This window comes from Streptomyces capparidis (assembly GCF_054782095.1).
Genome location: NZ_BAAGTD010000054.1, coordinates 33,587 through 52,989 on the forward strand (window position 1 = coordinate 33,587; position 19,403 = coordinate 52,989).

The window sequence follows — 19,403 nt, forward strand, 5'->3', positions numbered from 1 at the left end:
GGTCGCCGCGGCGGCGTCACCGGCACGGCCGGCACCACGGCGACCCGTCGCGGCGGCCGTCCCTAGGGGAAAGGTGGGGGGCCGGTCAGGGCGGGGGCGGATGAGCGGGCCGGGCGACTGCCGCCACCATGGAGCCATGAGCGAGGAGAGCACCGCCGCGACCGGGACCGCGGCGCCGGGGACCGCCCCGGGCGCGGGCCGGGACGGCCCCGGGGCGGACCCGGGCGAGGGCGGCGGCCCGTCCGGGCCGCTGACCCGCGGCAGGCGGCACCGCCTGGTCGGCGGGGTGTGCGCGGGGCTCGGCCGGTACTTCGACATCGACCCGGTGATCTTCCGGATCGTGCTGGCGGTGCTCGCCGTCACCGGGGGCCTCGGGCTGCTGGTGTACGGCGCCGTGTGGCTGTTCGTGCCGGAGCGGGGCGAGGAGCGCAACGAGGCCCAGCACATGCTCTCCGGGCAGGTCGGCGGGCAGGGCATGGCGGCGGTGCTCACCGCGCTCGCCGGGTGCGGCCTGTTCCTCTCCACGATCGGGCGGGACGGCGGGCGCCCGTTCCCGCTGCTGCTCGGCGCGCTGGTGGCGGGCGCCGTGGTGTGGTCGCGGCGGCGGCGGTCCAGCGACGGCGCGGGCGGCGCCGACGGCAGCGCCGACGCCCCGCCCGCCGCCCAGCCGCCGCCCGCGCCCCGCGCCCCGTCGTGGTGGAAGGGCGGCGGCGAGCCCGCCCCCTACCTGTGGGGCCCGGCGGACGGCGCCCCGACCGACGAGCCGGAGCCGGAGCCCGAGCCGCCGCCGAAGCCGCGCGAGCCCCGGTCTCCGCTGCCGTATCTGCTGTTCACCGGGGCGGTGGCGGCCGGGGCGCTGGGCACGGCCGCCTCCTGGTCGCGCCCGCTGGGCACCGCGCTCCAGATCGGGCTGGCGTGCGCGCTGGCCGTCATGGGGCTCGGGCTGGCGGCGGGCGCCCGGCTCGGGGCGGTGCGCTCGGGCACGGCGTTCCTCGCCCTGCTCACCGGCTGCCTGCTGGTGCTGGTCTCCGCGCTGCCGAAGAACATCGAGACGCGGTGGCGCGACGAGAACTGGCGCCCGGCGGACGCCGCGGCCGTGCAGCCGCGCTACGAGGTGGGCACCGGGACGGCGAACCTGGACCTCACCGCCGTCGACCCGGACGGACGGACACTGCGGGTCGCGGCGGAGGTCGGCGCGGGACGGCTGGAGGTGCGGGTGCCGGACACGGTGCGGGTGCGGGTGCGGGCCGACACCGACCTGGGGGTGATCCAACTGCACGGGGAGCGCGCCGCGGAGCAGGGCGAGGACATCGACGTCCTGCTGGACGGCGGGCGCTCCGCGGTGCTCGTCCCGACGGCGCCGCCCGAGCGCCGGCGGGAGGGCACCATCCGGCTCGACCTGCGGGTGGGCTTCGGACAGGTGGTGGTGGTCCGTGAGGCGGCGTGAGTTCCGGCCCGCCGCCCTGGTGGCGGGCCTGATCTGCGTGGGGCTGGCCGTGGCGTACCTGCTGGACGCGGCCGGGGTGTGGAACGTGGCCGTGGAGGTCGGGGGCAACGCGCTGGCGGCGGGCATGCTGCTGGTGGGCGTCACCGAGCTCGCGCACCACGCGCTGCGCGCCCGCCGCGGCCGGGCGCGGCAGGCGGCCGGGCCCGGGTCCGGGTCCGGGTCGGGTTCCGGGTCCGGCGACTGAACCCGGCTACTCCAGTTCCAGCTTCCCGCCCGAGTCCCGGACGGTGATCCGCGCCAGCGGCTCGGTCGCCGGGCCCTTGAGCACCCGGCCGGTGGCCGCGTCGAACTCCGACCCGTGGCACGGGCAGTGGAAGATGCCGTCCTCGGGCGCCTGGACCGGGCAGCCGGAGTGGGTGCACGCGGCGGCGAACGCGGCGTACTGACCGGGCCTCGGCTGCACCACGAACGCGGGCCTGCCGTCGGCGGTGGTGACCTGCACCCCGCCGCCCACGGGGACGGCGGACGCCGCCACCGACACGCCGCCGCCGGAGCCGCCGGACCCGTCGCCCGCCGGGGGGCTCGACTCGGGCGCGGGGGCGCCGGAGGGCTCCCCGACCGGCGCGGCGCCGCCGCCGCCGTCCCGCCGCGACAGCGCGAGCGCGCCCGCCACCCCGCCGGCCACGGCCAGCGCCGCGGCCACCGCTCCGCCCTCGAGCAGCGTGCGCCGCCCGCCGGCCGGCCCTGCGCCGTCCGTGGCCCGCCGCCCGCGCGCCCGGTCGGCCAGCGCCGCGTCCACCGAGAGCACGGACGCCCCGGCCAGCATCAGCGGCGTCCACGCCATCAGGTAGATCAGGTCGTTGCCGAGGTAGTACGGCTCCACCTGCCAGCTCACGGTCAGCCACAGGCTGAGCGAGATCAGCGCGCCGCCGAGCGCGGCGATCCGCGTCCACAGGCCGAACAGCGTGCCGAGGCCCACCGCGAGCTCGCCGAAGGCGATGGCCAGGCCGAAGCCCTCGGGCGCCTTCAGCGCCAGGTCGATCATGGCCGGGACCGCCGCGGAGCCGCTCTGGTCGATGGCGCGGAGCTGGGCCTCCAGCGAGTTGGCGCCCGTCGCCTCCAGGAAGGTGGAGTCGGAGAGCTTGTCCAGGCCCGCGTACAGAAACGTCACACCGAGGAACAGCCTCAGCGGGACCAGTGCGAAGCGTGAGAAGGCCGCCTGCCGCGACCCGCTGTGACCGGACGCGTGGGACATGGCCACCGCCTCTCTGCCGTTCCGGCGTGGTGCCGCGCGCTCGTCGCGCGTGTGCTGGCTCGAAACAGTAGAGCGAGCCACGTGCGAAGGAGGTGAGGACGGCGGAATTCCCCGGCGGTCCCGGGCCCGCCGACGCGTCGGCCGTGGCCGGGCGCGCTGCCCGGCCACGGCCGACGGTGATCCGGTGACCGAGGTGACCGCGACGCGGTCGCACCCGGGCCGGGAGCGGTCAGGTCACTCCCACTCGATGGTGCCCGGGGGCTTGCTGGTCACGTCCAGCACGACCCGGTTGACGTCCGCGACCTCGTTGGTGATCCGGGTGGAGATCCGCGCCAGCACGTCGTACGGCAGCCGCGTCCAGTCCGCCGTCATCGCGTCCTCCGAGGACACCGGGCGCAGCACCACCGGGTGGCCGTAGGTGCGGCCGTCGCCCTGCACGCCCACCGAGCGCACGTCCGCGAGCAGCACCACCGGGCACTGCCAGATGTCGCGGTCCAGACCCGCGGCGGTCAGCTCCGCGCGGGCGATCGCGTCCGCCTGCCGCAGCACCTCGAGCCGCTCGCGGGTGACCTCGCCGACGATCCTGATGCCCAGCCCGGGGCCGGGGAACGGCTGGCGCCAGACGATCTCCGGCGGCAGGCCAAGCTCCTCGCCGACCTTGCGGACCTCATCCTTGAACAGCCGCCGCAGCGGCTCCACCAACTGGAACTGGAGGTCCTCGGGCAGCCCGCCCACGTTGTGGTGGGACTTGATGTTGGCGGTGCCGGTGCCGCCGCCGGACTCCACGACGTCCGGGTACAGGGTGCCCTGGACCAGGAACTCGACCTGCTCGCCGTGCTCGCCGGCCTCGGCGACCACCTCGGCGGCGGCCTGCTCGAAGACGCGGATGAACTCCCGGCCGATGATCTTGCGCTTCTGCTCGGGGTCGGTGACCCCGGCGAGCGCGGCGAGGAAGCGCTCCTGCGCGTCCACGACCTTCAGCCGCACGCCGGTCGCCGCCACGAAGTCCTTCTCGACCTGCTCGGCCTCGCCCTGGCGCAGCAGCCCGTGGTCCACGAAGACGCAGGTGAGCTGGTCCCCTACGGCCTTCTGCACGAGGGCGGCGGCCACCGCGGAGTCCACCCCGCCGGACAGGCCGCACACCACCCGCTTGTCCCCGACCTGGGCGCGGATCGCGGAGACGGACTCCTCGACCACATTGTGCGTGGTCCAGGACGGGCTCAGGCCCGCGCCCCGGTACAGGAAGTGCTCCAGGATCTGCTGCCCGTGGGTGGAGTGCATCACCTCGGGGTGGTACTGGACGCCGTACAGCCGGGCCTCGTCGTTCTCGAACGCGGCGACGGGGGCGCGGCCGGAGGCGGCGGTGACGGTGAAGCCCTCGGGCGCGACCGTGCACGCGTCCCCGTGCGACATCCACACCGACTGCTCGTCGGGGGTGCCCTCGAACAGGGTGGAGCCGGCGCGGGTGACGGTCAGCGCGGTGCGGCCGTACTCGCGCTGGCCGGTGTTGGCGACGGTGCCGCCGAGCGCGAGCGCCATGGCCTGGAAGCCGTAGCAGATGCCGAGGACCGGCACCCCGGCGTCGAACAGCTCCCGGCCCAGGGAGGGGGCGTCCTCGGCGTAGACGGAGGCGGGCCCGCCGGAGAGGATGATGGCCTTCGGCCGCTTGGCGAGGATCTCCGCCACCGGCATGGTGTGCGGAACGATCTCGCTGTAGACCCTGGCCTCACGTACGCGGCGGGCGATGAGCTGCGCGTACTGGGCGCCGAAATCGACGACGAGGACCGTGTCGGGGGCGGAGGGGGGCACAGATGCCACGGGGCGGCCTTCCGGCGTTGGTCAAGGGGTTTCACGGCCGATTCTAGACGGACCGGCAGCGATGGCGATGTGCACGGGCTCACAGGGCCCGGGGGCGGGGCCGCCGGCGCCGCGCCCCCCGCCGCGCCCCGCCGCCCGTCTCACCATCCGGCCCGCCGTGGCCGGATCACGGACCGGCGGGCCATACTGGCGGCATGCTGCGCGACGTCCGCTTCTTCTTTACCTATGGCACCGGCTGGTCCGGCTGCCATGGCGACGCCGCGTGAGCTGACGACACTCACGGACTTCCGCCGGCGCCCCGGGCCACCAGGCCAGGGGCGCCGTCGTCGTTCCCGGGCCGGGGCCGCGGGCGCGGGCGCGACGAGACGCAGGGAGAAGGACGCATGGACACGCGGGTCAGCACCGGCGGCGCCGGGACCGTGGAGCAGGACACGACCGTGCACCACAAGGCCGCCGCGGGCCGGGACGGCGCGGACGGGGGGACGGCCGCGGACGGGGCGGCGCCCATGGACCGGGAGACGGCGGAGCGCGTCATCGCGGGGGCGCGGGAGCGGATCGACGGCCTGGACGAGCGGATCATCGCGCTGATCCGGGAGCGGATGGACGTCTCCGCCGAGGTGCAGCGCGCCCGCCTGGCCTCCGGCGGGCGCCGCCTGTCGCTGAACCGGGAGATGGAGATCCTCGGCCGCTACCACGAGACCCTGGGCAGGCCCGGCACCACGCTCGCGATGACCCTGCTCGAGCTGTGCCGCGGAAAGCTCTGACCGGGCGGTTTCACCCGTACGGCACCGTGACCGGCCGCGACGCGGCTTCGTTGCACCGGATGTCCGTGCCGGCCAGGGGCGGCCTGACGCCCGGGCGGGCGGAGCAGGCGACCGGGCGCGGGCATCGCAGTCCGCCGGGGTGATGAGACGGGCGCTGGGTACCCGTCGTGGGACCTCACCTCGGTGCTGTGGCCGGTCAGCAGGGGACAGCAGCCCGGTCACGACTGAGGCAGGCGGTCGGCTCGGGGGACGCCCGGAGCCGACCGCTCTGCGCCTCAGCCCCCGCCGATCACTCGCGGTGACGGTACGTGGTCGTAACACGACCATTCGAGGCGGCTTCAACCGATGACGGAGAAGAGGTTGCGCCGACCGATCCGGGTCCAGCACGATAAGCGCACGGGGAACTGGCCCGGTAGCATCCGGTGCACCACAGTGCGGGCCGAAATGGTACAGGCCAATTCCTGTCCCCTCGGGTAAGCGCGCACCACCGCGAAGCAGCGGCGAGCACCGGCCCTCCCTGCTTGCCGCGGGCTCCACGGACCGCACTTGGCTCCACGGACCGCAAGAGAACAGCAGGCCGACGGCGCTTCCCTCCAGCGCCGTTCCACAGCACCGGCGCTGCCCTGACGCCGTGTGCTGTCAGCAGAGGGCCCCGCGCCGGAGCCGCATTCCGGCGCGGGGCCCTTCGCTTTGCCCCCGCCCTTTGCGCCGCCCTTTACCGCCGAGCCGCCGGCCGATTGCCCGGCGCGGATTCGCCTGTGCGCCCCGGGAATCCGCCGATTCACCGTCCACCCGCCGCCCGCGGCGCCGCTTCCCGTTTTCCCCGGCTTCCCCCGTCCGCCCGTCCGGCATCTCCCGGGGCGACGGAAAAGTGGAATTTCCACGTCCGGGGGATTCTGTGCGAGAACGGTGAGCAGAAAAGGTTTTCGGCGGGGCGGCGCACTCCGGGCGGGTGCGCCGCCCGTCACTCCCCGTCACCCCGGGGCGTGCTCCGGCGGCGCCCGCGCCCGGACGCCCCGCCCTCACTCCTCCCGGGTCAGCCGCAGCGCCGCGAACGCCCCCGCGGGGACGGCCGGGTTCTTCGGGGCCACCGGCTCCAGGCGCCGGTACGCCTCACCCGGCGCGGGCCGCGGGTCCCGCTCGCCGTTGTTCGGCCAGAACGACATGGCGCGCTCGGCCTGGGCGGTGATCGTCAGGGACGGGTTGACGCCGAGGTTCGCCGAGACCGCGGAGCCGTCCACCACGTGCAGCCCCGGGTAGCCGTGCACCCGGTGGTACGGGTCGATGACGCCCTGCCCGGCGTCGGCGCCGATCGCGCAGCCGCCGAGGAAGTGCGCGGTCATGGGGATGTTGAACACGTCCCCGACGGTGCCCCCGGCGAAGCCGCCGATGTCCTCCGCGATCAGCTCGGCGGCCCGCTGGCCCTCGGGGATCCACTCGGGGTTGGGCGCGCCGTGGCCCTGCCGGGAGGTGAGCTTGCCCTTGCCGAGCCCCTTGGGCTTGCGGTAGGTCGTCAGCGAGTTGTCATGGGTCTGCATGACCAGCGCGATGATCGTCTTCTCCGACCAGCGGCGCTTGGACAGCGAGCGGGCGAACACGGTCGGGTGCGTGGCGGCCAGGGCCAGGAACCGCAGCCAGCGCGGGGCCCGGCCGCCCCCGGGCACCTGGAGGGTGGCCAGGTACCCCATCACATTGGAGCCCACGCCGTAGCGGACCGGCTCGATGTGCGTGGTGGCGTTGGGGTGCACGGAGGAGGTGATGGCCACCCCGCGGGTGAAGTCCACCTTGCGGCCCCGCATGCCCGGGCCCTGCTCGTCGGTGGCGGCGCGGTACCTGCGGTCGGTGGTCTGCGCGCCGACCAGCGCCTCGGAGTTGGTGCGGGTCAGCTCGCCGAGCCGCGCCGAGAGGCGGGGCAGCCGGCCGGTGTCGCGCATGGCGTGCAGCAGCGTCTGCGTGCCGTAGGTGCCCGCGGCGAGCACCACCTGGGCGGCCCGCCACCGCCGGGGCGCGGCCTTGGGCCGGTCGGTGGGGACGCTGCACACCGTATAGCCGCCGTCGGGGTGCTCGGCGAGCTCGGTGACGGTGGTCATCGGGTGGACCTCGGCCCCGGCCTTCTCGGCGAGGTACAGGTAGTTCTCGTTCAGGGTGTTCTTCGCGCCGTGGCGGCAGCCCGTCATGCACGAGCCGCACTCCATGCACGCCTTGCGCCGCGGGCCGACGCCGCCGAAGTACGGGTCGTCCGCCTCGCCACCGGGCTCGGCGGACGCCTTGCCGTCGGCGTCCTTGCCGTCGCCGAAGAACACGCCCACCGGCGCCAGGTGGAAGCTGTCGCCGACGCCCATCCGCTCGGCGGCGTTGCGCAGGTGGATGTCGGCCGGGGTGAGGGTGGGGTTGAGCCGCGCCCCGAGCATCCGCTTGGCCTGCGCGTAATAGGGGCGCAGCTCGTCCTTCCAGTCGGTGATGCCGGCCCACTGCGCGTCCTGGAAGAACGGGTCGAGCGGCTCGTAGAGGGTGTTGGCGTAGTTCAGCGACCCGCCGCCGACCCCGGCGCCCGCGAGCACCAGCACATTGCGCAGCAGGTGGATGCGCTGGAGGCCGTACATGCCGAGCGCGGGCGCCCACAGGTAGTTGCGCAGGTCCCACGAGGTCTTGGGCAGGGTCTCGGGCGTGAAGCGCCGTCCGGCCTCCAGCACGGCGACCCGGTAGCCCTTCTCCGACAGGCGCAGCGCGGACACCGAGCCGCCGAAGCCGGAGCCGATGACGATGACGTCGTAGTCGTGGTCGCGGGCGGCGTCGTGGTCGCGGGCGGCTCGGGCGTCGGCGCGGCCGTGGTCCGATGGGTGCAACGTCTACCCCCGGGGTGAGCGGTGGAAGGGACTCCCGGGCCCGCCGTCCGGCGGTGGGAGCGAGCGGGTGGGCGGCGGCGGGCCGGTCAGCGCACGCGCAGCGCCTTCATGGCCCGCAGGCCGCGGGTGAGCAGCTTGGCGTACGTCTCGTCGCCGATGCCGAAGGACGGGGCGAGCGGCAGCAGGCGCTGGGTGGCGACGGTCTGCGGCTCGGTGTACTTCCAGATGCCCTCGACGCCGTGGCGGCGGCCGAGCCCGGAGTCGCCCATGCCGCCCATGGGGGAGGCGACGGAGGCGTAGGCGGCGGCGTAGCCCTCGTTGACGTTGACGGTGCCGGTGCGCAGCCGGGCGGCGAGGCGGCGGCCGCGGCGGGGGCTGCCCGTCCACACGCTGGAGTTCAGGCCGTACGGGGTGCCGTTGGCGCGCTCCACGGCCTCGTCCTCGGTGCGGAAGCGGTAGACGGACACCACCGGTCCGAAGGTCTCCTCGGTGCACACGGCCATGGGCGGCTGCACGCCGTCGAGGATGGTGGGCTCGTAGAACAGCGGGCCGACGTCGGGGCGGTGGCGGCCTCCGGCGAGGACGGCGGCGCCCTTGGCGCGGGCCTCGTCCACGTGCCGGGCGACGGTCTTCAACTGGCGCTCGGAGACCAGCGAGCCGACGTCGGCGCCGTAGGTGAGGCCGGTGCCGAGCCGCAGCGCCCTGGTGGCGGCGGTGAAGCGGCGCAGGAACTCGTCCGCGACCGCCTCGTGCACGTACAGCCGCTCCACGGAGACGCACAACTGCCCGGCGGAGGAGAAGCAGGCGCGGGTGGCGCCCTCGACGGCGCGGTCGAGGTCGGCGTCCTCCAGGACGATCATCGCGTTCTTGCCGCCGAGCTCCAGGGTGGTGCCCACCAGGCGGCCCGCGGCGCGCCGGGCGACGTCCCGCCCGGTGCGGGTGGAGCCGGTGAACGACACGTAGTCGCCGCCGTCCACGACGGCGGGCCCGACCACCGGTCCCTCGCCGAGCACGATCTGCCACACGTCCTCGGGCAGCCCGGCCTCCACCAGCAGGCGGCGGGCCCACAGGGCGGTCAGGGCGGTCTGGGTGTCGGGCTTCATCACCACGGCGTTGCCCGCGACGAAGGCGGGCAGCGCGTCGCCCGCGGACAGCTCCAGCGGGTAGTTCCACGGCGAGATGTGCCCGACCACGCCCTTGGGGTGGCGCAGCTCCAGGGCCTGGGTGAGCACCGGGATGGCGCCGATGTGGCGGCGGGGGCGCAGGTAGCCGGGGGCCCTGCGGCCGTAGTGGCGGGCGACGACGGCGACCGCCTGGACCTCCTCGTGCGCGTGCAGCCGCGTCTTGCCGGTCTCCAGTTGGATGAGGTCGAGCACCTCGTCCTGCCGGGCGAGCAGCAGGTCGTGGTAGCGCAGCAGCACGGCGGCGCGGGCTCTGACGGAGCGGGCGGCCCAGGCGCGCTGGGCTCGCCGGGCGCGATCGAAGGCGGCGGCCACGTCGTCGGGGGAGGCCGTGGGCAGCTCGGCCAGGACCTCGCCGGTGAACGGGCAGTGGTTCACGTCGGTGCCGCTGCCGCGGACGCCCGCGGTCAGCCGGGCCACGAGCTCGGGGGTCACCACGTCCCGCGCGGTGCGGGCACCGGGGGGCGCGACCGGGTTGCCGTCGGTCACAGAGTCGCTCGTCATGGGGGCCAGGGTAAGGCGCGGCCACCGCCTTGTGTACCCGCCGGTAACACTTTTCCCCCGCGCCGGTGAAGCGCCGGCGCCGACCGGGCGCCCCGGCCCGGTCACCTGCCGGGGAGGGCGTCCAGCGCCGTCCCGACGGCCCGGTGGAAGGTGGGGAACGCGAACATCATCCGCTTCAGCTCCCCCAGCGGCACCCGGGCGTGCACCGCCACCGCGAGCGCCCCCAGCACCTCGCCCCCGGCGGGCCCCGCCGACGTGGCGCCGACCAGCACCCCCTCGCGGGCGTCCGCCACCAGCTTGACGAACCCCTCGTTGCCGACCCGGTGGACGAACCCCCGGGAGCCGGTCGCGACATCGGCGAACCCCGTCCGCACATCGGCGCCGAGCTCCCGCGCCTCCCTCTCCGTCAGGCCCACCGCCCCGACCTCCGGGTCGGTGAACGTCACCCGGGGCACGGCGTGGTACTCCGCGGGCGCCCCGCCGCGCCCCAGCACGTCGTCCACGACCAGGCCCGCCTGGTACATGGCGACATGGGTGAACGCGCCCTTGCCGGTGATGTCCCCGAGCCCCCACACGCCGGGCCCGCCGTCCCCCGTGGCGAGCACCCGCATCCGCCGGTCCACCGGCAGCACGGGCGCGTCCGGGTCGAGGCCGAGCGCGCTCACCCCGACCCGCCCGAGGTCGGCGCGCCGCCCGGTGGCCACGAGCAGCCGCTCGGCGGTGAGCCGCTCCCCGCGCTCGCAGCGCAGCACGAACCTCGCCGCCCCGTTCCCGCCCGCGCCGTGCTCGACCCGGGCCACCCGCGCCCCGGTGTGCACGTCGAGCCCTTCGGCGGTGAGCACCCGCAGCAGCAGGTCGCCCGCCTCCGGCTCCTCCCGGGGCACCAGCCGGGGGGCGGCCTCCACGACGGTGACGGCGGTGCCGAACCGGGCGAACGCCTGCCCGATCTCCAGGCCGACGGCCCCGCCGCCGAGCACGATCAGCGACTCGGGCGGCGCCTCGGCCTCGACCGCGTCCCGGCTGGTCCAGTACGGCGTCCCGGCCAGGCCCGGCACCGGCGGCGCGGCGGGCTCGGTGCCGGTGGCCAGGACGATCGCCCGCGCCGCGCGCAGCACCGTCTCCGTGCCCTCGGCGTCCAGGACGGTGACCTCGTCCCGCCCGGTCAGCCGTCCGGTGCCGCGCAGCACCCGGCACCCGCGGGACCGGAGCCGGTCCACCGCGGCCCGGTCGTCCCAGTTGTCGGTGGCCTCCCTGATGGTGCGGGCCACCGGCTTCCACTCGGCGTGCACCATCGCGGTGCCCGCCATGCCCGTGACGCGGTGCCCGTCGGCGACGAGTCCCGCCGCCCGCACCATGATCTTGGACGGGATGCACCCCCAGTACGGGCACTCCCCGCCCACCAGCCGCTGGTCCACGCCGACGACGTCGAGCCCGGCGTCGCCGAGCCTTCCCGCGACCTCCTCGCCTCCGGGGCCGAGCCCCACGACGACCGCGTCCACGTGCTCAGGCATGGGAGGTGCTCCCTCCGGGGGACAGCAGATGTCCCTTTCCACCGTACTCGCCGGGTTCACCGGGCACGTCCCGGGCGTGCGCCGCCCGCGCGGGGGACGCCTTCGCGCGCCGCTGCCCGCGCCCCCCGCCCCCGTCGCCTCCCCGCGTCACCGCGTCATCTCCGAGCCGAGCCGCCGACACCCACCATCCACCGCTCCAGCACCCCGCGGAACACCCGCTCCCCCTCCTCGGCGCGCGCCGCGGGCACCTTGACGCTCAGCCAGTACTGCGCGCCGTCCCGGCCCACCACCGTCAGGTCCAGGCGCCGCTGCCGCGTGGTGGTGTCGTCGCCGTGCGCGTACAGGTAGCTGATGTCGATCTCGGCGGCGGCCAGCCCGCGGTGTGCCCGCTCCCGGGCGGCGCCCCGCACGTCCCGCAGCGTCGCCCTGCCGTCCAGCACCCCGCCCCGCCGGTACCAGCCCAGCCAGTACCGCCCCGCCTCCCCCGCGGCCATCTCCGCCCCGGGGTGCCGGGACACCAGCACCCACACGGCGCCCTCCGGGTCCCGGTACGCCACCTCGCGCGGGCCCACCGCCGTGCGGACGTACCCCCGCGGCACGCCCACCTCCACCCGCACGGCCTGCTCCCGGTAGGTGCGCCAGCCGCCCGGCGCGCCGAGGGTCTCCTGGTCGGTGAGCAGCACGAAGGCCAGCACCAGCAGGACCACCAGCACCGTCGTCCCCAGCGCCGTCGCCATCCACCGCACGGGACGCGGCCCCCGCCCCCGCGCCTCCGGCGGCGGATGCGCGGCCCCGGCGCCGGGGGCCGCCCGCGCCCGGCCCGGCTCCTTCGCCGCCGGGGGCGCCACGGCGGCCAGCGCCTCCTCGATCTCCCGCGCCCCGGGGCGGTCCTCCGGCTCCTTGCTGAGCAGCCGCGCGATCAGCGGCGTCAGCGGCCCCGCGGCGCGCGGCACACCGGGGTGGTCGCCCACCACGGCCCGCAGCGTGGAGATGGTGGTCTGCCTGCGGAACGGCGAGACGCCCTCCACCGCCTCGTACAGCAGCACCCCCAGCGACCACAGGTCGGACGCGGGCCCGGGCCGCCGCCCCAGCGCCCGCTCCGGCGCCAGGTACTCCGGCGACCCCATGATCGCCCCCGGCTCCGTGACGGGCCGCTCCCCCTCGACCAGCGCCACCCCGAAGTCGCTGAGCACCACCCGCCCGTGCGCCCCCAGCAGCACGTTGCCCGGCTTGACGTCCCGGTGCAGCACCCCCGCCGCGTGCGCGGCGACCAGCGCCCGCAGCACCGGTAACGCGATCCCGGCCGCCTCGCGGGGCGTGATCGGGCCGCGCTCCAGCAGGTCGGCGAGCGAGCAGCCCGGCACCAGCTCCATGACGATCCACGGCCGCCCGGCCTCCATGACGACCTCGTGGATCGTGACGACCGCGGGGTGGTCGATCCGCGCCGCCGCCGCGGCCTCCCGCCGGATCCGCGCGTACGCGGCGGCCCGCTCCCGGTGGGTGAGCGTGTCCGCCACCCGCGGCTCCTTCACCGCGACCTCACGCCCCGTCACCTCGTCGCGCGCCCGCCACACGCGCCCCATCCCCCCGTGCCCGAGCCGCTCCCCCAGCCGGTACCGGCCCCCGACGACCCGCCCCGTTCCCCCACCCCAACCCATCGCCTCGGCCCGCGCCCCCGTGTCCCCTGCCGCCTGCCCATCGGACGCCATACCGTCATCGTTCCCGGAACCGGACCCTCCGGAACCGCCACGAGCAGGGCAAACGAGCCCACACCGGGCCGTGCCGCGGCGAAAACCGGCTGCCGCGCACCGTTCACCGCACCGATCCTGGACGGGTGACGCCCTTCTACCACGTGTGTTTCGCCGTTCCCGACCTCGACGCCGCCATGGCGGACCTGACCAGGTCCGTCTGCGCCCGCTGGAGCCCTCCCCTTGCCGACCGCATCGGCGAGTGGGACTACCGCATCACCTTCACCCGCGGCGGCCCGCCGTTCATCGAACTCATCGAGGGCTCCCCCGGCAGCCCGTGGGACGCGTCGCAGGGCGCCCGCTTCGACCACCTCGGCTACTGGACCACCTCAGTGGAGCAGGGCTCGCGGCGCCTCGAACGCGAGGGCTTCCCCACCGACTTCTCCGGCTGCCCCCACGGCCGCCCCTTCGCCTACCACCGCGTGGACAGCATCGGCGCCCGCGTCGAACTCGTGGACCTGACCCGGCGGCCCGCCTTCACGGACCGATGGCACCCCGACGACACCCCGATGCCCGCCCTCCCCGAGGAGTGACGCCCCCACCACCTGCATCGCTACTACGACCCGGAAACCAGTCGCCATGCCAGTCGGGACCCGCTCGGTCTCGCCCCAGCTCCCAACCCCGCCGCCTACGTGAGGAATCCCCATGTCTGGCGCACCGCATACAGGCCAGAGAACATTCCAACCGGGGTTCCACGAGTACGTAATGCGTAGAGAATTCCTGGACGAGTTCCCCGAGTCCAACTACAGGCAACGCCACGAGAACAGCAGAGGAGCCGAGGAGCACGAATGGGTCATACCCGTGGAGGACATTCCTCGATTCAATTCCTTGATCGACGAGGTGAAGTGGTGGGACTCCTCCCACGGGTTCTCCTACCCAGGACGGCTGAAGAAGTGAACCAGTAGTGGGTGACAGGGAGAAGGCGATGCAGGACGGCGAGCAGCACCCTACGCGGAGGGCGCCCATGGATGAGATTCAACAGGGAGAGATCCTGCGAGGCAGAGTGTCCGAAGTCGCAGACTTCGGAGTGTTTGTCGACCTTGGCGGACGGGAAGGAATGATCACCCTCCTGGAGATTTCCTGGAGCAGACTGGAGCATCCTTCCAGGGCAGTGCGGCAGGGGCAGGAAGTCACCGTACTGGCCTTGGGAGTGGACCACAGAACAGAGCTCGTCAAGCTTTCGCTCAAGGCCCTCACACCGGACCCGATGAGAGTCTTCGCTGCCGACAAGCTCGGGCAGGTCGTGCTTGGGCACATCACCGAGACGAATGAAGTCGGAACCTTCGCCAGCATCGGCGAGGGCCTGGAAGGCCTCATCACATCATTCCCCGCGTCGACAGACAAGCAAAACCTCAGGCAAGGCGATGAAGTAAGAGTTCGCGTTCTCAGTATGAACGCATACACCCGTCAGATCCGCCTGGCCGTGCTGGATGAGTCCGAATAGGCTGCACAGACACCCGGCGGGCCCACCGACCGATGGTCGGCTGCTCTGCCCCGCAGTCAGTCGTCTTGACCATCGAAAACGCCAGCCGACGTGCGGAATGCCGTGAACGAGGGAGTGCACCGGGTGCGGGTGTGCGCCGGTCGGCTGCCGCCGTGGCGATCACCTTCCGTATTCAGCCGGACGGCGACAACACGACCGGACGCGGGGGCGGTCACTTCGTGTACCGATAAGTCTCCGCCGCCTTCTCGAAGAACAGGGAGATGTCCGAGCGGTCGCGGTCGGGGCCGTAGACGAAGATGGTGTGGTAGCGGCCGTCCTGGAGCATGGCGAAGTTGCGGCCGAAGTACTGGCGGTTGGACTGGGTCCAGGTGAACTCGGCCTCGACGGCGGGGCTGCCGTTGACCTCGTAGGTGCTCAGGCCCGCCACGGCGGTCCACTGGCCCTCGCGGTAGGGCTTGAGTTCGGGTTCGGCGTCCCGCTGGTAGGCGGTGACGTCGGTGCCGTACTCCTCCGCCGTGTCGCGGCCGGGGACGACGATCATGCGGACGTCGTCGCCGTCGTCGAACCACATCTGGCCCTGTCCGGTCTCGCCGCGCACCCGCAGGTCCTGGTGGAGGGCGAGGGTGAAGCCCATCGGGTCCTGGTGCATGCGGAAGTCGGTGCTGAGGTTGGGGGCGGTGGGGTTGCCGGCGGAGCCCGCGGGGCCGGTGGCCGGTTCGCTGCGGGTGGGGGTGGGGGTCTGCCGGGAGGCGGGGCCGCCCTTGGTGGTGTCGTCCTCCTCGGGCAGGAACAGCGCCGCGTAGGCCATCGCGGCGACCATCAGCGCGACGACCAGGCCCACCAGGATCGCGCCGAGGCGGCGCGGGCTGCGGCCGCGGGCGTGCTTGCGGCGGTGGACCAGGGACTTCTCGGTGCGGCGGCGCCGCGCCACCTCGCCCCTGCGGCGGACCTCCACGATCTTGTGGGGGTCGGCGGGGACGGCGACGGTCTCGTTGCCGACGTCCGGCTCCGGGGCCGTGCGGATCAGGGAGCGCAGCCAGCCGCGGACCTCCTCGGGCCCGGGGCGCTCCTGCGGGTTCTTGCGGAGCAGGGACTCCACCACCGGGCGCAGCGGGCCGCAGTCCTCCGCGTAGGCGGGGGGCTCGGTGCGGACGATCTCCACCAGTTCGAGGACGTTGTCCTCGGGGAACGGCGGGTGGCCCTGCACCGCGCGGAACAGCAGGGCGCCCAGGGCCCACATGTCGCTGGGCGGGCCGTCCGCGTACAGCAGGGGGCCGTCCTCGCCCGGCAGCGGGCCGGCCTGCTCGGGCGCCCAGCGCTCCACGACGGGGCCGAGCATGCCGAGGCGGGCCTGGCGGGCGCGCTCGCGCGCGGTGGCGCGCCAGTTGCCGGTGCCCGCGGCCTCTTCGGCCGAGGGGTCGCCCGCGGGCACGGGGTCGTTGCCGCACAGGGCTTCCTCGGCCGCGGCGGCGGACAGGCCGCTGAGCATGGCGCGGCCGTCGTCGCAGACCAGGACGGTGTCGGCGGTGACGTTGCGGTGGGTCCAGCCCTCGCCGTGCACGGCGCGCAGCGCGGCGAGGACGTCGGCGCCGATCTCCGCGGCCCGGTAGGGCGTGAACGGCTTCTCGGCGATGTAGTCGGCGAGGGTGCGCGCCGGTACCCACTCGGAGACGATCCACAGACCGCCGTCCTCGAGGAACACGTCGTAGACCTGGACCAGGCCCGGATGGTCCGGTATTCGCGCGGCGGCCTGGGCCGCCCGCAGGGCGCGCCGCCCCGGGTCGTCCGCGGGGCCGAGGACGTCCGGGGGTTCCTCACCGGGGCCGAAGGCGACCTCCGCGCTGACCACTTCGGGCAGCGGGACCTGGCGGACCAGCACCTCCTGGCCGCTGTAGGTGTCGAACGCCGGCATCTCCGGAGGTTCTTCGCCCACCGGGACCCGCGGCAACCGGTACCTGTCCGCGAGCACCCGCCCGGCGTACTCCTCCACAGCACCTCCTCGCGACGATCGGCCCCTTCGCGCCGCCCGGTCTAGCTTGCCACTTGATGGGGCGGTAACGGTGCTGTGTGTGCAGGATCAGTCGCTCAGTCGAGTGGTGCGAAGGTCGCGAAGAAGGTCTGGCGGGCCTGCTTGTTGGCCTTGCTGTCCCATTCGGCCGCGGGTGCGGTGAACATGATGGCGTAGGCGTGGGTGTCGTCGACGACGAACCCCCGGTTGAGGACGCGCTCGGTGACGCCGTTGCCCCCCTTGCGGGTGAACTCCCAGTCGGCGACGGTGCGGTAGCCGCGCCACTCGACCGGCTTCAGGGACAGCCGGCGGTAGTCGGCGGAGCTGCGGGAGACCGAGCGCTCCAGTTCCCGCCACGCCTGGGCGGCGTCCTGGCCGGGACGCGGGCTGAAGTCCACCTGGACCTTGGCGGCGGAGCCGGCCTTGCCGAGCTTGACGCCGGAGCCCTGGCCGGCGGTGCCGCGCTGGCCCCAGCCGTCGGGCAGGCCGATGGTGAAGTGGAAGGCGGGGTTGCGGTAGCGGTACCAGCCCTTGGGCAGGGCGCCGTCGGTGGGTCCGGCGGTCGTGCCGTCGCCGGCGCCGTTCCCGCCGGAGCCGGTGCCGTTGCCCTGGTCGCCGCTCCCGTTGTCCTTGTCGTCCGGGCTCTTGCGGTCGTCGGGGCCCGCGCCGGAGCCCGCGGTGTCCTTGTCGCCCGCGGCGGAGCTGCCGTCGGGGTCGGGGGAGGTCTTGCCGCCGCCCTCGCCGCCGGTGCCCGAGCCGGTGTCGGGCGAGGTCGCAGTGTCGTTTCTCCCCTTCGCGCCGTCGTCGCCGTCGCCGCCGCCCGTGGCGGCCAGGGCGACGGCGACGGCCAGGCCGGCCACGGCCAGCACCACGGCGGCCAGCAGCAGGGCGAAGGTGCGGCGGGGCAGCCCGGCGGCCCTGGCCCGCCACCGGGCGAGCAGGGGCTCGCGCGGCGGCCGCGCCGGGGCGGGGGGCGGCGCGGCCGTGGTGGTGCGGGCGTCGTTGGCCGGGCGGGGCGGGGCGGGCGGGGGCGCCGGGGCGGGCACGGGGGCCGCGGGGGGCGCGGAGCGCTCGTCCGAGGCGCCGTCGCGGGGGGCGGGCAGGGCGACGGTGGTGGTGACGCCGGCGGCCGGGGCCGGCTCGTCCTCGGGCGCGTGCACCACCGCGTTCAGCAGGCGCCGGGCCTCGGGCTCCTGGAGGCGCTGGGCCGGGTCCTTGCGCAGCAGGCCGTAGATGGCCTCGGCGAGCGGGCCGGCGTTCTCGGGCGGGGCCAGCGGCTCGGTCATCACCGCGGTCAGCGTGGCGATCGCCGAGCCCTTGTCGTACGGCGGGTGGCCGTCGACGGCCGCGTACAGCAGCGCGCCCAGGGACCACAGGTCGGAGGCGGGGCCCGGCCGGTTGCCGCGGGCCCGCTCGGGGGAGATGTAGGAGGGGGCGCCGACGAGCATGCCGGTGCTGGTCACCGAGGGGTCGCCCTCGACCTGGGCGATGCCGAAGTCGGTGAGCACCACCCGGCCGTCGTCGGCGATCAGCACGTTCGACGGCTTCACGTCGCGGTGCAGGATGCCCTCGCGGTGCGCGGCGCGCAGCACGTCGAGGACGACGAGGCCGACCTCGGCGGCCCGCCGGGGCGTCAGGGGCCCGTCCTCGCGGATGACGTCGGACAGGGAGCGCGACTCGACGAGCTCCATCACGATCCAGGGGCGGTCGTCCTCCTCGACGACGTCGAAGACGGTGACCGCGCCGGTGCTGCGGATCCGGGCCGTCGCCTTGGCCTCGCGCAGGGTGCGGGTGATCAGGCGGCGCTTCTCGTCCTCGTCCACGTTGCCGGGGAAGCGCAGCTCCTTGACCGCGACCGCCCGGCCGAGCGTCTCGTCCGAGGCCCGCCACACCGTGCCCATGCCACCGCGCCCGAGCACTTCGCCCAACCGATAGCGGTCGGCAAGGAGGCGTCCGGTGGTCCCCTGCGCCTGGGTCATCGACGTCCTTCTCGTTGTCAAGAGCCTGAGGGCGGTGCGCCCTCGGAGTGAGGGTGTGCCGGCCGGTCCTTCGGGCGGTCCCGCCGACCGCCCTATCATCCCCCGAGCCGGGGACGGCTGTGCGCTCGGGCTCGTACCCGGGTGGGTAAGTGAGCTGTTGTCAGTTTTACGTACCGATTTTCCGGCGGAGTAGTCATACCGCCTGCCGGTGCAGGATATGAGTTTCGGCCAGGTTGTGTTGGCTTGTTCTAGCCGTTGTGGCGGTGGGTCAGCCGTCGAGGCGGAAGCTGTCCACCGCCGTGTTGAAGTACGGCTCCGCGGCGGCCCAGTCGGCCTCGGGGGCGGACAGGTAGATGGCGTAGCCGCGCTGGCCCTCGCCGGTGAAGCCGAGGTCGCTGGCGCGCCACGCGCGGGCGCTGCCCTGCCAGGTGAACTCCCAGATCGCGGCGGGCCGGTTCTGGTAGGTGGTGGCGTCCATCCGCAGCTTCTCGTAGCCGGGGAGCTTGGCCCGCACGTCGTCCTCGATGGACCGCCAGTGCTCCAGGGGCCTGCCCGAGCTGAACCTGATGACCTCGAAGCGCAGCCCGATCAGGCCGGTGGGGTCCACGTACCGGGCCTGGCGGCCGTCCTCGCTCACCTTGCGGGTCCAGCCCTGGGGGACGGTCACGGTGAAGCCGAAGGGGTCGTGGACGCGGTGGTGGCCCGCGGGGACGGTGGGGACCGGGGGGAGGGTGGCGGGCGGGGCGGAGGAGGCGGGGGCGGAGGGGGAGGAACGGGCGCCGGGGCTGGTCCCGTCGCCGCCGGTGAGCTGGACGGCGACGGTGGCCGCGGCGGCGGCGCGCAGGGCGGCGGCCACGGCGACCAGGGCGCGCCCGCGGCGGCGGCGCGGGCCCGCGGC

General features: G+C 74.8%; 14 protein-coding genes and 3 pseudogenes. 7 read left to right on the forward strand and 10 right to left on the reverse strand.

The window, feature by feature from the left end:
* The first annotated feature begins 136 nt into the window (after positions 1-136).
* Entirely contained in the window at positions 137-1,447 is a 1,311-nt protein-coding gene (locus tag ACYVO2_RS31470) for a PspC domain-containing protein (RefSeq protein ID WP_461011475.1), read from the forward strand.
* Entirely contained in the window at positions 1,434-1,691 is a 258-nt protein-coding gene (locus tag ACYVO2_RS31475) for a hypothetical protein (RefSeq protein WP_461011476.1), read from the forward strand. Before ACYVO2_RS31470 ends, ACYVO2_RS31475 begins: the two co-directional genes overlap by 14 nt.
* 6 nt (positions 1,692-1,697) lie before the next feature.
* Here ACYVO2_RS31475 and ACYVO2_RS31480 read toward each other — a convergent pair whose 3' ends face one another.
* The 3 genes and pseudogenes from ACYVO2_RS31480 to guaA all read right to left on the reverse strand — a co-directional run bounded on the left by ACYVO2_RS31480 (position 1,698) and on the right by guaA (position 4,520).
* A complete protein-coding gene (locus ACYVO2_RS31480) occupies positions 1,698-2,150 on the reverse strand; it encodes a Rieske (2Fe-2S) protein (protein ID WP_461011488.1) in 453 nt (150 codons plus the stop codon).
* A gap of 51 nt (positions 2,151-2,201) precedes the next feature.
* Positions 2,202-2,702 (reverse strand): annotated as a pseudogene (locus ACYVO2_RS31485) (DoxX family protein); the annotation flags it as partial.
* 234 nt (positions 2,703-2,936) lie between these two features.
* Positions 2,937-4,520, reverse strand: coding sequence for a glutamine-hydrolyzing GMP synthase (gene guaA / locus ACYVO2_RS31490; protein WP_461011477.1), 1,584 nt, complete (start codon positions 4,518-4,520; stop codon positions 2,937-2,939).
* A 506-nt stretch (positions 4,521-5,026) separates the two neighbouring features.
* On the opposite strand from guaA, the gene ACYVO2_RS31495 reads away from it, so the two are divergent.
* The gene (locus tag ACYVO2_RS31495) at positions 5,027-5,284 is read left to right on the forward strand and encodes a chorismate mutase (protein WP_461011489.1); all 258 of its coding nucleotides are present in this window, start codon (positions 5,027-5,029) and stop codon (positions 5,282-5,284) included.
* A 1,022-nt stretch (positions 5,285-6,306) separates the two neighbouring features.
* On the opposite strand, the gene ACYVO2_RS31500 is transcribed toward ACYVO2_RS31495, so the two are convergent.
* From ACYVO2_RS31500 to ACYVO2_RS31515, 4 genes are all read right to left on the reverse strand, one after another.
* A complete protein-coding gene (locus tag ACYVO2_RS31500) occupies positions 6,307-8,130 on the reverse strand; it encodes a GMC oxidoreductase (RefSeq protein WP_461011478.1) in 1,824 nt (607 codons plus the stop codon).
* An 86-nt stretch (positions 8,131-8,216) separates the two neighbouring features.
* Positions 8,217-9,815 carry a succinic semialdehyde dehydrogenase gene (locus tag ACYVO2_RS31505; RefSeq protein WP_461011479.1) on the reverse strand — a complete coding sequence of 533 codons (1,599 nt, stop codon included), beginning with the start codon at positions 9,813-9,815 and terminating at the stop codon, positions 8,217-8,219.
* Between the two features lie 101 nt (positions 9,816-9,916).
* Positions 9,917-11,326, reverse strand: coding sequence for a dihydrolipoyl dehydrogenase family protein (locus tag ACYVO2_RS31510; protein ID WP_461011480.1), 1,410 nt, complete (start codon positions 11,324-11,326; stop codon positions 9,917-9,919).
* 155 nt (positions 11,327-11,481) lie between these two features.
* Positions 11,482-13,035 (reverse strand): serine/threonine-protein kinase, encoded by a 1,554-nt coding sequence (locus ACYVO2_RS31515; RefSeq protein ID WP_461011481.1) that lies wholly within the window; start codon positions 13,033-13,035, stop codon positions 11,482-11,484.
* 125 nt (positions 13,036-13,160) lie between these two features.
* Between ACYVO2_RS31515 and ACYVO2_RS31520 the strand changes: the two genes are divergently transcribed.
* The 4 genes and pseudogenes from ACYVO2_RS31520 (at position 13,161) to ACYVO2_RS31535 (ending at position 14,518) form a co-directional block, all read left to right on the forward strand.
* Positions 13,161-13,607: a VOC family protein gene (locus tag ACYVO2_RS31520; protein ID WP_461011482.1), complete on the forward strand. Its 447-nt coding sequence runs from the start codon at positions 13,161-13,163 to the stop codon at positions 13,605-13,607.
* A 6-nt stretch (positions 13,608-13,613) separates the two neighbouring features.
* A pseudogene (locus tag ACYVO2_RS31525) lies at positions 13,614-13,727 on the forward strand (RHS repeat-associated core domain-containing protein); the annotation flags it as partial.
* Positions 13,720-13,971, forward strand: a complete 252-nt coding sequence (locus ACYVO2_RS31530; RefSeq protein WP_461011483.1) for a hypothetical protein — start codon at positions 13,720-13,722, stop codon at positions 13,969-13,971. The pseudogene ACYVO2_RS31525 and the gene ACYVO2_RS31530, both read left to right, overlap by 8 nt.
* A gap of 67 nt (positions 13,972-14,038) precedes the next feature.
* The gene (locus tag ACYVO2_RS31535; protein ID WP_461011484.1) at positions 14,039-14,518 is read left to right on the forward strand and encodes a S1 RNA-binding domain-containing protein; all 480 of its coding nucleotides are present in this window, start codon (positions 14,039-14,041) and stop codon (positions 14,516-14,518) included.
* Between the two features lie 211 nt (positions 14,519-14,729).
* Here the strand turns inward: ACYVO2_RS31535 and ACYVO2_RS31540 are convergent, their stop codons facing one another.
* The 3 genes and pseudogenes from ACYVO2_RS31540 to ACYVO2_RS31550 all read right to left on the reverse strand — a co-directional run.
* Positions 14,730-16,508, reverse strand: a complete 1,779-nt coding sequence (locus tag ACYVO2_RS31540) for a protein kinase domain-containing protein (protein WP_461011485.1) — start codon at positions 16,506-16,508, stop codon at positions 14,730-14,732.
* A gap of 95 nt (positions 16,509-16,603) precedes the next feature.
* Entirely contained in the window at positions 16,604-18,505 is a 1,902-nt protein-coding gene (locus ACYVO2_RS31545; RefSeq protein WP_461011486.1) for a serine/threonine-protein kinase, read from the reverse strand.
* A 268-nt stretch (positions 18,506-18,773) separates the two neighbouring features.
* Positions 18,774-19,403, reverse strand: a pseudogene (locus tag ACYVO2_RS31550) (serine/threonine protein kinase); the annotation flags it as partial.

Excerpts from the sequence above, each read along its gene's own strand:
- ACYVO2_RS31470 (WP_461011475.1), top strand. The coding sequence starts at position 137 with ATGAGCGAGGAGAGCACCGCCGCGACCGGGACCGCGGCGCCGGGGACC.
- ACYVO2_RS31495 (WP_461011489.1), top strand. The coding sequence starts at position 5,027 with ATGGACCGGGAGACGGCGGAGCGCGTCATCGCGGGGGCGCGGGAGCGG.
- ACYVO2_RS31505 (WP_461011479.1), bottom strand. The coding sequence starts at position 9,815 with ATGACGAGCGACTCTGTGACCGACGGCAACCCGGTCGCGCCCCCCGGT.
- ACYVO2_RS31510 (WP_461011480.1), bottom strand. The coding sequence starts at position 11,326 with ATGCCTGAGCACGTGGACGCGGTCGTCGTGGGGCTCGGCCCCGGAGGC.
- ACYVO2_RS31515 (WP_461011481.1), bottom strand. The coding sequence starts at position 13,035 with ATGGCGTCCGATGGGCAGGCGGCAGGGGACACGGGGGCGCGGGCCGAG.
- ACYVO2_RS31530 (WP_461011483.1), top strand. The coding sequence starts at position 13,720 with ATGTCTGGCGCACCGCATACAGGCCAGAGAACATTCCAACCGGGGTTC.
- ACYVO2_RS31535 (WP_461011484.1), top strand. The coding sequence starts at position 14,039 with ATGGATGAGATTCAACAGGGAGAGATCCTGCGAGGCAGAGTGTCCGAA.
- ACYVO2_RS31545 (WP_461011486.1), bottom strand. The coding sequence starts at position 18,505 with ATGACCCAGGCGCAGGGGACCACCGGACGCCTCCTTGCCGACCGCTAT.